The organism is Bacteroidota bacterium (genome assembly GCA_030017895.1).
Lineage (GTDB): Bacteria > Bacteroidota > Ignavibacteria > UBA10030 > BY39 > JASEGV01.
Genome location: JASEGV010000064.1, coordinates 1 through 15,741 on the forward strand (window position 1 = coordinate 1; position 15,741 = coordinate 15,741).

Annotated in this window: 8 protein-coding genes; 1 reads left to right on the top strand and 7 read right to left on the bottom strand. The window is 40.2% G+C overall.

Annotated features, from left to right (window positions below):
• Positions 1-136: 136 nt before the first annotated feature.
• Positions 137-1,180: a T9SS type A sorting domain-containing protein gene (locus tag QME58_11320; GenBank protein MDI6804415.1), complete on the bottom strand. Its 1,044-nt coding sequence runs from the start codon at positions 1,178-1,180 to the stop codon at positions 137-139.
• Positions 1,181-1,454: 274 nt separating this feature from the next.
• On the opposite strand from QME58_11320, the gene QME58_11325 reads away from it, so the two are divergent.
• The gene (locus QME58_11325; GenBank protein MDI6804416.1) at positions 1,455-3,104 is read left to right on the top strand and encodes a peptide chain release factor 3; all 1,650 of its coding nucleotides are present in this window, start codon (positions 1,455-1,457) and stop codon (positions 3,102-3,104) included.
• Between the two features lie 448 nt (positions 3,105-3,552).
• Here QME58_11325 and QME58_11330 read toward each other — a convergent pair whose 3' ends face one another.
• The 6 genes from QME58_11330 to QME58_11355 all read right to left on the bottom strand — a co-directional run.
• Complete coding sequence (locus tag QME58_11330) at positions 3,553-3,882, bottom strand: helix-turn-helix transcriptional regulator (GenBank protein MDI6804417.1); 330 nt, start codon at positions 3,880-3,882, stop codon at positions 3,553-3,555.
• A complete protein-coding gene (locus tag QME58_11335; GenBank protein ID MDI6804418.1) occupies positions 3,830-4,228 on the bottom strand; it encodes a type II toxin-antitoxin system RelE/ParE family toxin in 399 nt (132 codons plus the stop codon). The genes QME58_11330 and QME58_11335 overlap by 53 nt, the downstream gene beginning before the upstream one ends.
• Positions 4,229-4,339: 111 nt before the next feature.
• Positions 4,340-8,434, bottom strand: coding sequence for a GAF domain-containing protein (locus QME58_11340; protein ID MDI6804419.1), 4,095 nt, complete (start codon positions 8,432-8,434; stop codon positions 4,340-4,342).
• Positions 8,416-9,633, bottom strand: coding sequence for an urea ABC transporter substrate-binding protein (gene urtA, locus QME58_11345; protein MDI6804420.1), 1,218 nt, complete (start codon positions 9,631-9,633; stop codon positions 8,416-8,418). Before urtA ends, QME58_11340 begins: the two co-directional genes overlap by 19 nt.
• A gap of 413 nt (positions 9,634-10,046) precedes the next feature.
• Positions 10,047-13,892, bottom strand: a complete 3,846-nt coding sequence (locus QME58_11350) for a PAS domain S-box protein (GenBank protein ID MDI6804421.1) — start codon at positions 13,890-13,892, stop codon at positions 10,047-10,049.
• 22 nt (positions 13,893-13,914) lie between these two features.
• On the bottom strand, positions 13,915-15,741 hold a 1,827-nt coding region (locus QME58_11355), incomplete at its 5' end, for a PAS domain S-box protein (protein MDI6804422.1).

The window sequence follows — 15,741 nt, forward strand, 5'->3', positions numbered from 1 at the left end:
GACGATAAAATCTATAACACTAAACTTATATTTGAATTTTTGGAACTGCCCTTAACCTTATGAGTTGCTCCTCTTTATATTTTTGATCAGTTACATCTCGAAATTTTAATATTGGTCAATTCGTCGATCGGTAGGCTTATCGTAATAGCACAAATTTGTGCGCTTCTACAAACTTTTCGGAACGAAGTACTAAATAATATATTCCGCTCGAAAGTCCACTCGCATTATAAATGATTTCGTAATTACCTTGTTTATGGGTTTCATCTGAAAGAATACAAACTTCTTTCCCTGTTATATCGTAAATCAATAAACTAATTTTAGTTTCCTGTGGTATGCGGTAGCGGATAATAGTCGATGAGTTAAACGGATTTGGATAATTTTGTTCTAATAATAATTCAGTTGGATTTTCAGTGGTGTATTTAACTGAAGTGGTTTTATAATCGATAAGTTCTGTTAGCTGTCCAGGAATTCTGAACGAACCTAAATTTAGGAGAGATAAATCGATTTTAACGGGTGGTGTGTGTTCTTTAACAATCCACAATGAGTTTGTTATCCATACTGTATCAGGAATTTGAATAATAGGAATTTCGAAGGGTGGAAGCGGAGGTATGTGTGTTACTAAATTGGCGCTGTAGTTTATTGCAAATTTCTTACAATAAAAACTTCCACTTGGCACTGATATCATTTGATCGTTAAATCTCTTGCCTGTAATCTTGAATCTTAGCGGATATGATGTTCCGTTTATTGCGATTGTGGTATCGCGCGATACTATTGTATAAGTGGTTGCAATCGAAGAAGCAAATCTGTAGTAAGAATGCCATCCTTCAAAAGAAGCCAAAAACCTGATGATGCCAAGAGTATCAACGAAGGGGAGTGAATCGAAATTGCCGAATGATTTAATGTACTGCCACCCGTTTGTTGATTCGAAATGAATATAATTTGTATCTATTTCTGATACAACAAATCTTGAAAATTTTCCTCTAAATGTTTCATCAACAATATATAAATTTGTTCGATTAACTGATAGAGAATCAATCGTGTTGCCTGACGAATCGAGAGGTGTGGTTTTGTAAAACCACATAAATCCTGTGTTATTGGGGAAATAATTTTCGGCTTGCTGCGATAGTGTTACTTGAATAATTATAACACACAAAACAAATATTTTATTGACAGTACTCATTATTTTTCTCGATTGAATATAAGAGTTTTTTTCGAAAATTAAAAAATTCAAGTCAAGCCTCCGGCGCCTTGCAGGAAGTAAAATGGATAAGTGTTCAATTTTACCAATTTGGTTCTCTGCTGAACATTTCGTATTTTGGTTTGGAATGATTTTGCTTTCAATTCACATATCTATTACACCCCCTTAGCATATTCTCCGATTTTCGGGGTATGATGCATGTCTTACTTTTCATTTATTCACTAATTATTCAATTTTCTATCTGAAACCAACATTTATGAAACATAACGAACTTATACGACGCCGCACTTTCGGCATTATCAGTCATCCGGACGCCGGGAAAACTACACTTACCGAGAAACTTCTGCTATTTGGCGGTGCAATCCACACGGCTGGCGCTGTAAAAAGCAATAAGATTAGAAAAACAGCCACCTCCGACTTCATGGAAATTGAAAAACAGCGCGGGATTTCCGTTGCGACTTCTGTGATGGGATTCGAATACAAAGGATATAAGGTCAACATCCTTGACACACCGGGTCACAAGGATTTTGCAGAAGATACATACAGAACTCTCACCGCTGTCGACAGCGTTATCCTCGTTATTGATTGCGCGAAGGGTGTTGAAGAACAAACACGAAAGCTTATGGACGTCTGCCGGATGCGAAGCACACCAGTAATCGTATTCATCAACAAATTAGACAGGGAAGGACGCGATCCGTTCGCTCTTTTAGACGAACTTGAGAGTGAACTCGGCATTCATACGCGTCCACTCACGTGGCCCATCGGTATTGGTAAGAGCTTTCAAGGCGTGTATAATTTGTTCGACAAACAATTGGAGCTTTTCTCACCAAATAAAACTGGTATCTCGGATGATATACTTGCTATTGACGACATTGCAAGTCCGCAGCTCGATAAATATATCGGTGCTGATTATGCCGCCAAACTTCGTGAGGATATTGGAATCATCGAAGGAGTGTATGAACCGTTCGACGAAGAACATTATCGCGATTCTTATCTCGCTCCGGTTTTTTTCGGCAGTGCCCTAAATAATTTTGGCGTAAAAGAATTGTTGGATACATTTGTTACTATCGCACCCTATCCTCAACCGAGAGAAACGAACATCAGAAAAGTTGAACCGGAGGAGGAAACATTCAGCGGATTCATTTTCAAGATTCACGCGAACCTCGACCCTAACCACCGGGATCGAATTGCATTTTGCCGTGTTTGTTCGGGAAAATTCGAGCGTAACAAATTTTATTTTCATACTCGACTTGACAAAGAACTGCGATTTACAAGTCCAACCAGCTTTATGGCAAACGAGAAGAGCGTGATAGAAGAAGCATATCCCGGAGATGTTGTTGGATTGTATGACACAGGCAATTTTAAAATCGGCGATACGCTGACGGAAGGTGAACACTTCAGCTTTAAAGGGATACCGAGATTTTCGCCGGAAATCTTCAGACAGCTTTTTAACAGGAATCCATTCAAAGCAAAGCAATTAGATAAGGGAATCAGACAGCTTTCGGATGAAGGTGTTGCTCAACTCTTCCTACGCCAGCAAGGTAACATCAAGATTGTTGGCACAGTCGGCGAGATGCAATTTGAGGTTATAAAATTCAGGTTATTACACGAGTACAGCGCCGAGTGTGATTTTCAGCCGATGAATGTTTATAAAGCATTTTGGTTTACCTCTGAAAATGACGAGCAGCTTAAGCGTTTTCATTCACTCCAGAACCACCATATTGCATTCGATAAAGATGACCATCCGGTTTTCCTTGCTGAAGGAACCTGGTCACTCAAATCTGCAAAGGATATGTTTCCGGAGATCGTGTTCCATCTTACATCGGAGTTTAAAACCGATACAGACGCAGCTCTGAGTATAGGGCAATGGGGAAAAACTAATCGACGAACTGAAGCTCAAGTATAGTATTCAATATTTTTTACAAACATTCGACTCCTCTGGAGTCGGAATTATATTATTGATTTCTTTCTACAGACATTCGACCCCTACGGGGTCGTCATCATTTTATTAAAATTTTTCTACAAATATTTGGCTCCGCTGGAGACAGTTTGATAATATCCTTTATCGAGTCCTTTAGGACTCGTATGTCTGTAGCACGATATCGAAAAATAATATTCCGCTCCGTAGGAGCGGTATGTTGATGTTTTTCTTATTCTGTCGGAACTCCGTGTCGCATCTTATGGAAAATATCGATAAATATCTTTTCTATTGCATTGAGAAAAATTATTCAGGGCAGATACGTCAACTGTTTCTTATCCAAAGTCTGATAGTAATAACTATAGGGAATAAGTCTACTCTGAGCAAACTGCCAAGTGGTAAAGCAGGAAAGATTCACACTATGGTTGATAAGTCATTATACAATCAGTAAGCTGATTCGTTTTCCAAGTCCGTCCTCAAAAATTCTGTAAAGCGTTGAAAGTTGTATGTCACACTTGCCGTTTTCCAGACGTGAGATGTAACTTTTTTTAGTTCCAACTTTGTCTGCAAGTTGTTCCTGTGTCATGTTAGCTTCACGCCTTGCAGCTTTCAGAGTTTCGCTAATTACAAAATACTGTGCTTTTGTTTCAAACTCATCACGTTTTTTAGTCCCAATTTTTCCGTATTGGATGTCTAAAATTTCATCAAAGTTTTTAGCGTTTCTTACCTGCCCGTTCCGCAGGCGGGTTGCTTCGCTCTTTTTCATTTTGTTTGCCTTTTAAAGTAAAATATTCTTTTTTGAGTTTCTCTGCTAATTCAATTTCCTGTTTCGGTGTCTTCTGAGTTTTCTTTTGGAATGCGTTAAACAACACAACCAAGTTGCCTTTGTCCAAGCAGCAGAAGATACGATAGATGTTGCTACTCACTTCAACTCTTATTTCATAAAGCCCGTCAGTCCCTTCTACATGCTTCAGAAATTTTTCAGGGACTTTGTCCACCGTTTTGATAACACGAAAGACATAACCAATTTTCTCTTTAACATTGTCGTTCGCCTCCAGGTAAAAGTCCTGAAAGTAATGTCCGTAGAATATGATTTGTCTTTCTGTAATCACAGCACAAAGATAACTTAATAGTTAACCAAAATCAAATTATTTTAATACATTTTCAATATTTTAAAAAATTTCCCCTAACACTACCTATAGATACTGTTTGCATCACAACTATTAATGCAAAACAGAATGTATTACCTCCAAAAGCTTCTCAGCAGTGTATGGTTTTGCGATGAAACCATCAGCAATATGCTTGATGCCTTTATCGGTATCATCTTTTTCCATAAGTCCGCTGGAAGCGATTATTTTCACTGCCGGGTTGATCTTTCGTAACTTTCGAATCGTTTCCGGTCCGTCCATTATTGGCATCATCATATCGGTAATTACCAAGGCTATATCCTTAACTCTGGATTTATATATGACTAATGCCTCCGCCCCATTAGGAGCAGTAAGAACACGGTACCCAAACGTCTCCAAGATTTCATTGGTAATTTCGCAGATTGATAATTCGTCATCAATTACAAGAATAAGTTCACCGTTACCGGTTAAAAGTTCTTTTCCTTTACTTCCCGATTTCTCTGTCTGTCCCAATTCCGCAGCCGGTAAATATGCTTTAAATGTTGTTCCATTCCCGGCTTCAGAGTAAACATTGATAAATCCTCCATGGCTCTTAATAATAGCATGTACTGTAGACAAGCCGAGGCCTGTGCCTTTTCCGACAGCCTTTGTTGTAAAAAATGGGTCATATATTTTATCTATAATTTCTTTTGGAATACCCTTTCCAGTATCAGTAACTGAAAGAATAACGTATCGTCCCGGCTTCGCGTCAAGATGCATTTTTGCCATGCTCTCATCAATTTCAAAATTTTCTGCAGCCAACTTTAATTTTCCGCCATTTGGCATTGCGTCTCGTGCATTCACACATAAGTTCAATAACACTTGGTGTAGATTTGTAGCATCACCATTAATTGTCCAAAGGTTCTTCCCAATAATTAAATCGGTTTGTATTGACCTGGGGAAAGTTTCCTTAATAATATTTACCATTTCACTTATCAAATGCTTCAACTGGATTATACCTTTTTCACCTTCTGTGCCGTGTGCGAAAGTAAGCACTTGCTTGATAATGTCGGTTCCGCGCCTTATGCTTCCTTCTAAAACATCAAGCATATGTTTTCCGGTTTTATCTTTAACCGATCTTTTAAAATATTCAACCGAGAGGAGAATTGGTGCCAATACGTTATTAAGGTCATGCGCAATTCCACTTGCGAGTGTGCCAATACTTTCCAATCGCTGTGTACGCAAGAACTGCTGCTCGAGCAGCTTCTTTTCTGTAACATCACGGCTCACAACAACCACATTGGTGATTTTCCCGTCTTTATCACGGATTACGCTCCCCTGCGATTCAATGTGGGAAATTGTACCGTTCTTTTTAATAAACCGGTACTCCGCGCGCTGACCGATGCCTGTTCTTACTGTCTCATGGAAGATAGCTTTAATTTTGTCACGGTCGTCCGGATGAATCTCCTTAAAAGAATCGGTACCGCGTAACTCATCCAGGTTACCGAGGATATTTTTGTACGATGGGCTGCTGTACATACGCCGTCCTTCAAAGTCAAGCACTGCGATGAGGTCGGCAACGTTTTCTGATATAAGCCGGAATTGCTCCTCACTTTGACGCAGGGATTCTTCTGCCCGCTTATGCTCGATGGCATTTACTACCTGGCCAGAAACGTAATTCAACACCTGCGCCTCCCACTCACCGTATGCCTTCGGATCAGAATAGTGCTGAACAACAATTACCCCAATAATTTTATTTTCGATTTTAAGCGGGACACCCAGCCAGCACGCTGATGGAACACCGACCATTTCCACTTCTCCGCAGCGGATAAGTTCTTCGTCAAGCGCCGCGTTGCAAAGCAGTGGCCTGCCTGTGCGGAGCACATACTCCGTTAAACCTTTGCCCGGCTTTTGTGGTGGAGGCGGTACGTCGATTTCGTCAACAAAATAAGGAACGCTTAACAGATTTTCTTTTTCATCATACAGAGCGACATAAAAATTTCCCGCAGGCATGAGCCCTTTGATGATCAGATGGACCAACTGGTATAAATCATCTAAACTCTTCGCCGTTTCGGATGCGCGAGCGATTTCGTAAACGGCACGCTCGAGAAGTTCAGCTCGCTTGCGCTCGGTGATGTTCCGTACTATGGCCTGCAGCATTCTCTTACCATTGACCTCAATGCGGTTGAGGCTTACCTCGGCATCAAAGAGTGTCCCGTCGAGCCTCTTGTGCTTCCATTCGAAGAATTGCGGCACGCCGGACAGAGCTGCGCTGATCTTCTCGAGCGCCTTCTCCTTTGAATCGCGCGCATCCGGCTGAAGCAGTGGTGAGAACTCATATGGTTTCCGGTTCAGGATCTCCCCGCGCAGGCATCCAAACATCTGTTCTGTTTTCGGATTGCAGTCAACAAAGGTGTCTTCTGTCATGAGGAAAATGGAGTCGTTCGCGTTCTTGAACAGCGCCCTAAATTTCACTTCGCTTTGCCGCACAGCTTCCTTAGCGCGTTTGCGCTCAATGGCCGCGGCCGCCTGATTCCCTATCGCAACAAGCACGTCCTTCTCTCTGTCCGTGTATTTTTTCCCGGGTTCATAACTTTGGACAACGAGGACACCAATCGGTTTTGATTGAATGAACAACGGCGCTCCTAACCACGAATCGGGTGGAGTCCCAATGATTTCGACTTCATTATTTCTAAACAACTCATCAAGCAGTTCAGGAGTCAGCAAAAGTGGTTTTGCGGTCCTCAACACATATTCTGTCAAGCCTCTCCGCTTTGCCCTCGGTGCGGGCGTTGGATCGAATTGGTCAACAAAAAATGGAAACGACATAGTTTCTGTGCTTGCATCGTATAATGCGATGTAACAATTTTCAGCATACATCACTTTCTTGATGTTGTGATGAATGCTCTGCAGCAATTCGTCGAGACTCGCAGTGGTGTTGACGGTTTCTCCTATTGCATACAGTACCTCGCGCTCCTGTTCCGCCAGTTTCCGCTCGGTAATCTCTTTGGTTAAATCAGCGTTAATATTCTTCAGATTGACCACCATTCTATCAAAACTTCTAGATAATTGACCGATTTCATCTTTTGTTGTTATGCCAACAACATAATTTAAATTGCCGGTTGCAATTATTTCCACTCCTTCTTGCAATCTTTTAATAGGTTTAGATATTGATTTCGACAAGAAAAATGAAATGAACAAAAGAACAAACGCAGAAATAATTCCGACTGCCAGAAACCTAATCGTGAGTTTGTAGATTGGTGTATAAGCTTCACCGACATCTATCTTTACTACAACTCCCCATCTTAAATAAGGTAAATATCTCCATACGGCTAATACTTCTTCACCTCGATAATCTTCAAAGATACCCGAACCTCTCTGACCTTGAACAGCTTTCTGTAATGGTATGTCTCGCACCGAACCTATAGGTATTATTCTTTTAAATGCTGCATGGGGGTCATTTCTTAAAGGAGTTAATACTATTGCTCCGTTATTTATTTTTGAAGAAATTACTATTTCACCGGTTTCGCCTAATCCGGTGAAGTCTTGTGCTAATTTATTCATTTCCCTAGTATCAATTTGAAATGCAATCACAGCAATAAGTCTTCCTTCTTTACGAACAGGCGAGGCGATAAATGAAACTGGTTCAGCCGCAGGTGGGTAATATTTAAAGTCGGATACTTCCGTTTCCATTAATGTGTAAGCGTTGCTAAAAACATTTGCTAACTCAGAATCTTTATAAGGTCCAGTTATTAAATTTGTACCAAAATCCGGCTCATGCATCAATGTAAATACAACATCACCTGCCTTTGAAATAAACAAAATATCGGAATATCCTCTTCCTTCTTTATAGTATGTTAAGAACCGCCTGAACTCTTTATCAATAACTTTATATTCCGAAGATTTTAGGCCGTGTTTTTCAAATACTCCGGTGAATTTTTCACTGGCTTCGATGATAGACAAATTCTCCGAAAGAATCTTAACGTCCTCCAGCCTCCATTTAAAGTAATTATTAATGAGTTCAGTTTTACTTTCCGCAACTGAATTCAATCTGTTGGACACTTCTGTCTTTATTGTTTCAATGGAGCTATAATTGGTGAGCAACCCAACAATCATCAAGGGTACTGCCGCCACAATTAAAAACCAAACCCACAACTTTGTGGCGATTGAATATCCAGTGAGTATATTTTTCATCACTTTGTTCTTTCCCATTTTCCATCCCAATCTTTTACTAGCTCTGAAAGAAATTTATCCCATTCTATTTTATTCCTGGTCGCGGGATACGGAATGGGTCTGACTGGATTGTTCGAACTCCACACAATTTGGAATTGTCCGTTTTTCTTGATTTTTCCGATTCTAACGGTTTTCCATGTATGATTATTATCCGCGTCGATATAAACCATACCCTCTGGTGCCTGCATGCTTTGGTTTTTTATGGTTTTTAAAACTTCATTCACATCACTGGTGCCAGCATCTTTTACCGCCTGAGCCCAAAGATAAACTCCAAAATATCCTGCTTCTACCGGATCAGAAATCACTTGTTCAGCGCCATATTTTTTTTTAAATTTTTCAACAAACTTTTTATTTTCTTCTGATTCAATACTCTGAAAATAATTCCATGCGGCATAATTTCCTACTACAATATCCAAAGGTATTTTGCCGTTTTGTCCAGCCGAGCCTATTTCTTCCTCGGAAATACTGAACGACATTACTGGAATTTTATCGGGAGTAAGACCGGCTTTTTGAATCTCTATAAAGAATGGAATATTGCTACTGCCATTTATAGTATTGATAATAACATCGGGTTTAGTTTTAATAATTTTTTGTATGATATCCTTCACATCACTGCTGCCAAGTAAAATATAATCCTCGCCAACAATCTTGGCTCCGAGCAAATTAGCTTGTTGCTTAATAATTTCATTCGCGGTATGCGGAAAAACATAGTCTGAACCGACAAGGAAAAACCTTTTGCCCAGATTATCAAAACACCACTTCACTGCCGGGATAATCTGCTGGTTCGGTGCTGCGCCATTATAGATAATATTTGGAGATTGTTCGAGCCCTTCATATTGCACCGGATAGAAGAGTAGATGATTGTGTTTTTCAAAAACCGGTAAAACAGTTTTCCTGCTTGCTGAAGTCCAGCACCCAAACACAACACTTACTTTTTCTTTTGTAATCAAACGTTCAGCTTCTTGTTCAAATGTTTGCAAATCGGATTTGCCGTCAACTACAAGCGGTAAAATTTTTTGTCCATTAATACCTCCAAGCTGATTAATCTCTTCAATCGCAAGTAAGGAACCGTCAACAACCGCTTTTTCGCTGATAGCCATTGTTCCGGTAAGCGAGTGAAGAATACCTACTTTGATCGGTTGTTCGTCAGTCGATTTGCATGAAATAAGAAAAAACATTGAAACTACCAATAATGGAAGAAGAAGAGATATTGTCAAATTGCATGCACGGGGGAAAATATTTTCAAGCGACATGCTGAACCCCGTCAATAAATTTAACTCCGACCAGGACCAGGGAAACCAGGTTGAAATGATGGATGCGCTTTCAATAAGTCTATGATAGCGTTGTTCGCTATCCCGCAGAGCTTCCTGTGCGAGGTTATGCTCAGTAATATCTTTTGAAACAAAAAGCAATTCACGCTTCATTTTAACGGCATCAATTTTTTTATCTTTCATAAATAACCTCCAATTACAGATGTGTCAACATAGATTCGTGGTCTAAACATTTCTTCTGTCCTTGTAATTGTTATGGCACTTTATCCATCTAAAATATAAAACTTAAAAAAATAACTGTCAAGCAAAATTTTTTACCCTTACTTTTTATGCAAAACTAAATGTACTACCTCCAAAAGCTTCTCTGCAGTGTAAGGTTTTGTTATGAAGGTATTAACCCCAAGCTCTTTGTCTGTCACGACATGACCATTGCCTGTAAGACCGCTTGAAGCAATAATCTTGACAGACGGGTTCATCTTACGAAGTGCATGAATCGTGCGCGCTCCATCCATTATCGGCATCGTCATATCTGTAATTACCAAAGCGATATCCTTACCTTGAGATGCATAAATAGCTAACGCCTCAGTTCCATCGCAAGCTGTAATTGCCCGGTATCCGAAAGTCTCCAAGGTCTGTTTGGTGATTTCGCATATCGATGCCTCGTCGTCAACTACAAGAATGAGTTCGCCGTTGCCGCTTAAAAGATCTTTGATTTCAAATCCCGATGCCTTTACTTGCTCAGTCTCTGCAGCAGGTATATATATTTTAAAAGTCGTACCTTTTCCGACCTCACTATAGACATTTATAAATCCATTGTGGCTTTTTACGATAGTATGGACAGTGGATAAACCAAGACCTGTTCCCTTACCTCTTTCTTTTGTTGTGAAGAACGGCTCAAAAATATGGTCCACCACATCGGGCGGCATACCGGTGCCCGTATCTTCAATGCTTATCATCATGTAGTGACCCGGTATAGCTTCGATATGCATTCTTGCATATTGCTCATCAATGATTTTATTCTCAGCAAAGATTTTTACTATTCCTCCGTTTGGCATTGCATCGCGTGCATTAATACAAAGGTTCATTATAACCTGATGTAGTTGTGTGGAGTCGCCAAGAATTGTCCATATATTTTTTGGGATCTCGTGTCTGATTGAAATGGATTTTGGGAATGTTTCTTTGATAATTGAGATTGTATCTTCAATGATATGCCGAAGCTGTAATAGAGTTCGCTCTCCTTCAACCCCTCTTGCAAAACCTAAAATCTGCTTCACAATTTCGCTTCCCCTACGTGTACTCGCTTCTAATGTCTCAAATATTTTTTGGCTGCGCTCATCTAAAATTGACCTTTTAAGGATTTCAATAGAAAGTAGTATAGGTGCCAGCACGTTGTTTAAATCATGCGCTACACCACCTGCAAGTGTGCCAATACTTTCCATACGCTGCATGCGCATAAATTGTTGTTCGAGCAGTTTCTTTTCTGTAACATCACGGCTTACAACAACCACGTTTGTAATTTTCCCATCCTTATCACGGATAACACTCCCTTGTGATTCAATGTGGAAAATTGTGCCGTCCTTTTTCATAAACCTATACTCCGCACGCTGACCAATGCCAGTTCTTACTGTCTCCTGGAAAATGGCTTTGATTCTGTCGCGGTCGTATGGATGAATCTCCTGGAAAGAATCGGTACCGCGTAATTCATTCGGGTCGCCGATGATATTCTTGTACATAGGGCTGTTGTACACACGTCGTCCTTCAAGGTCAAGTACTGCGATGAGGTCGGCAACGTTTTCTGATATAAGGCGGAACCGTTCCTCGCTCTTGCGCAGTGCCTCTTCACCTTCAATCCGTCTTTTTTCTGTTTCGATTGTTTCTAATGCAAACGAAATATCATTCGTTACTTCATCGAGTAAAACTATTTCTTCCTGATCAAAGAAATGAGAAACGGGTGCATAAAGACTGAAAGCACCAATTACCTTACCAAACAATTTTATCGGCATCGCAATCGAAGAACGATAACCGCGTTTTAATGCTTCGTCCTTCCATGTCGCCATACGCGGATCGTTTTCAATATCATCGCATACAAAATGTTTTCCTTCTCTAATTGCGGTTCCGGTTGGACCCTGTCCTTCGGGCACATCGCTGATAGAAATCTTTTTAATCGTTGAGAGATAGCCATCTTCAACTCCAGAATGAACAACCGGATTCACAAGTAGTGTTCTTTCATCTACTAAACCGATCCATGCCATCTGGAATTTTCCGGAATCAATTGCGATGCGGCATGCTTCCCGGAAAAGCTCATCCTTGTTGCGCGTTTGGACAATCATCTGGTTTATTTGACTAATCACGGCATAAACTCGGTTTGCTTTGATAATTTTTTCTTCCGCCTGCTTGCGCTCGGTAATGTCCTGGAAAGTACCAAAAAGCCGCACACATTTCCCGTCTCGGGACTCTGCTTCTCCTTGAGCACAAACCCAGATGTGTTTACCCGTCGCTGTAATGAACGGAAGTTCCAGGTTCCATGGAGTGCCTTCCTGAATGCAGCGATTTATTGATTCGGTGATAATCGGTCGGGCTTCAGGCGCATAAAAATTGATGGCGCCTTTAAGATCGGGTTTAACGGAAGGATCGACTTCGTGAATTCTATAAGTCTGTAACGACCATATTGGTGTCATCGTTTGCAGATCAAGTTCCCAGTTACCAAGTTTTGCAATACGCTGGGCTTCTTGTAGTCTTGCTTCATTTTCTTTAAGAAGTTTTTGTCGCTGGCGTTCATCCGTCTCGTCCTGAAATGTTATTACAACACCGGTTGAGGAACCATCTACATCAAATATTGGTGCGCCGGTATCCGTTACGGGTATCTCTTTTCCGCTTTTAGTAATTAGAATTGTATGATTAGCAAGCTCTTTTACTATACCGTGTTTTATTACCTTCTCGAGGATATTATTTTCTTTCTGACCGGTATCTTCATTCTTAACGGAATAAATTTCCGAGAGTGATCTTCCTCTTGCTTCTCTAAGATTCCAGCCGGTTAATTCTTCAGCTCTCATATTTAAATATTGTATTGTACCTTTTATATCTGTTGTAATTACCCCATCGCCCAAGCTATCCATTGTTACCTTGAATCTTTCTTGATTCTGCCATAGTTCTTTTTCTTTGTTGTATAATTCCATGAAGATATTTTTTTGCCGTGATTTGTAAATAAAAGCAAGCCCAATTCCGCAAATAATTATCAGAAAAATTGAGAAGCCTGAAATAATGCCTGCTGATAGATAGAGATCGGCGTAGATCTCACTTTTGTCAACCTTTGAAAGCATAATCCAGTTATTAGCTGGGATTACTCTAATATCGGAAAGGACTTCAACACCCCGGTAATCAACTCCTTCAAAAAGTCCGGTACGGCCAAATGCCGCTTGCACGGAGGGGACTTCAGTTCGCGTTAAAGGGATTCTTAATCTTAATGCCGTGTTTTTGCGGTGACGCAGTTCATTAAGAAAAAGAACGCTGTCTTTTTCTACTCTAAGAATAGCAGTCTCCGAGCTTTGGCTTGGCGTGGGCCAGGTTTGTATCAACGGATACAAATAATTATTCGGGTCTCTGCGGAATAACAGAATTGCAATTGTATTCTTTCCGCCGTTAGTAATGGGAGCTAAAATGTCATAGTAGATTGTGTTTTCTGTTGGGTAACAGTAAAAATCGGTAAAAACAATTTCTCCTTTTTCAGATGCTTCAATTATTTTTTGTTTTGTTAATGTATGAAATTCTTCTAATTCAGTTTTTACAGATAAGAGCAGACTACCATTTGGGGCAACAAGAAAAATGTTTTCGTATTCATGCTCCTTTACAATGAGTCGAAGAGGTTCTATAATATCTTGTTTTAGCTGAACATTGCCGGTATCTTTCAGCCACTGGTTTATTCCTCTTACAAAGAAAGCTGATTGAGTAGTTGATATCACATCAGCATGCCTAGCTTTCAGCCATTCTTCAATTTGGCTCACTTTAAGGTCGGCAATTGCTTTTAGCTCGTTGTATTTTTGCTGACGTATAGAGCTTTCTTGGTGCTTGTAAAATAAATAACCGGATACGATGATAATCAAACTAAGCGCCGTTATTAAAACGATAACGTGCGACTTGTTGGCAAGTGGGGAATTTTGTGTTTTCATGCTATGCGCTTCCCTTTTTTATTCATTTTTTATTTTTATTTAAAAAATCCTCGTAAAATGTCTTTGCACATTCCGGGCAGATACCGTGCGAAAATTGAGCATCTGAATGCTCGATTATATATTTTTCTAATTGATTCCAATATCCCTTGTCATCGCGTATTTTCTTGCAAGTAGCACAAATAGGTATTAAACCGCTTATTGTTTTAATGTTGTCCAATGCCTGCTGCAATTCCCCGATGATTTTTTCTCTCTCGGCTTCCGCCTGTTTTCTATCGGTGACGTCGCGAACGATAGCTTGCAGATAACTGATACCATCAAGTTCGATTTTGTTTAAACTCACCTCAGCATCGAAGGGTGAGCAGTCAAGGTGGCAATGTTTCCATTCAAAAAACTGAGGTTCATCGTTTAATGCAGCACGAATTTTTTCTATTGCCTTTTCAGCCGATAAACGCCCATCGGGTTGTTGTATTGGTGAAAATTCGACGGGGGAATGACCGACAATATCTTTCTTTGAACATCCAAACATTAATTCGGTTTTGGAGTTGCAGTCCAGGAAGATTTTCTCGTTCATGATAAAGATTGCATCGTTGGCTGTCTCGAACAGGGTTTTGAATTTGACTTCGCTTCTCTTGATTGCTTCCTCTGCGTGCTTGCGTTCGGTGATGTCTTGTGCTGATCCATACATCCTTGTTGGCTCACCTGAAGCATCAATAGCCACAAAACCTTTGGCGGATAATGTTCTTACTTCTCCGTCTTTTCGAATTATTTGGTTTTCAAATTTGAATGGTTTATGATTTCGCAGAGCATTTTCAATTTTATTTTTAAACAACCTTCTCTCATCAGGTTTAACATATTCGACAAATTTTTCTAACGAAGGGGTACACCCTTCTGGTTCTAAGCCAAAGATACGATATAATTGATCTGACCATGTTACGATGTTCGTATGCAAATCGGCATCCCAACTACCGATATTAGACATTTCTTGTGCAACGGAAAGCTGCGTTGCAATATTCTGTATTGTCTCTTCTAATTTTCTGCGTTCGAAAATATTTGCCAGGTTCGTTCCCACTATTCTTAGCAGGTTTACTTCGTCATTAGTCCAAGTGCGTTCAGACAGGACAGAGTCGAACCCAATAAATCCGACTAAAGAATTACCGGAAATCATCGGAATGACGACGAGCGATAGGATATCTTGCGACTGGAGAATTTCTTTTTCAGCACTCGCCTCAGGCGGTAGGTCGGCAACATAAGGGATAATAATGTTTTCAAATCGTCGAAGTTTATCCATCCACCATGGTAATGCCTCAACAGGGATATCTTGGAGGTTCTCAATTTGAGGAATGATCCCTACGGCGCACCACTCGTGCGTATTATTCATCTTCGTTCCGCCATCCGTAAAAATAAAAACGTAACTGCGGTCAACCTTGACAAATTCTCCCAGAATCTGAAGTGCTTTGTCTATTACCTCATCAATCTCAGATATTTTAATATTGACAAAGTTTGTAGATATAGTTGTAATAACTTTTTGGAATTCACTATGGTAAAATATTTCTTCCTCCGCTCGCTTACGCGCAGTAATATCCCGTGCAACACCAACCATTGCAACCGGCTCGCCGTCGTCGTCTTTGACAAGTGATGCCCATAGTTCGATGGGGAAATCACTGCCATCTTTACGGCGATTAATCAATTCACCGTACCATTCTCCGGTAAGTGTGTTGGGAAGTATTTGTTGGGCTACCTCGGGTGATGTGCTTGGAGAGCGAACCATTGAAATATTCTTACCCACTAATTCCTCATTAGGGCAGTTCCAAAAATTCAAATATAAGTTTAGTGTTATAGATTTTATCGT

What these genes read in the sequence shown, in the direction of transcription:
- QME58_11320 (MDI6804415.1), bottom strand. Translation starts at nt 1,180, where the DNA reads ATGAGTACTGTCAATAAAATATTTGTTTTGTGTGTTATAATTATTCAA.
- QME58_11325 (MDI6804416.1), top strand. Translation starts at nt 1,455, where the DNA reads ATGAAACATAACGAACTTATACGACGCCGCACTTTCGGCATTATCAGT.
- QME58_11330 (MDI6804417.1), bottom strand. Translation starts at nt 3,882, where the DNA reads ATGAAAAAGAGCGAAGCAACCCGCCTGCGGAACGGGCAGGTAAGAAAC.
- QME58_11340 (MDI6804419.1), bottom strand. Translation starts at nt 8,434, where the DNA reads ATGGGAAAGAACAAAGTGATGAAAAATATACTCACTGGATATTCAATC.
- urtA (MDI6804420.1), bottom strand. Translation starts at nt 9,633, where the DNA reads ATGTTTTTTCTTATTTCATGCAAATCGACTGACGAACAACCGATCAAA.
- QME58_11350 (MDI6804421.1), bottom strand. Translation starts at nt 13,892, where the DNA reads ATGAAAACACAAAATTCCCCACTTGCCAACAAGTCGCACGTTATCGTT.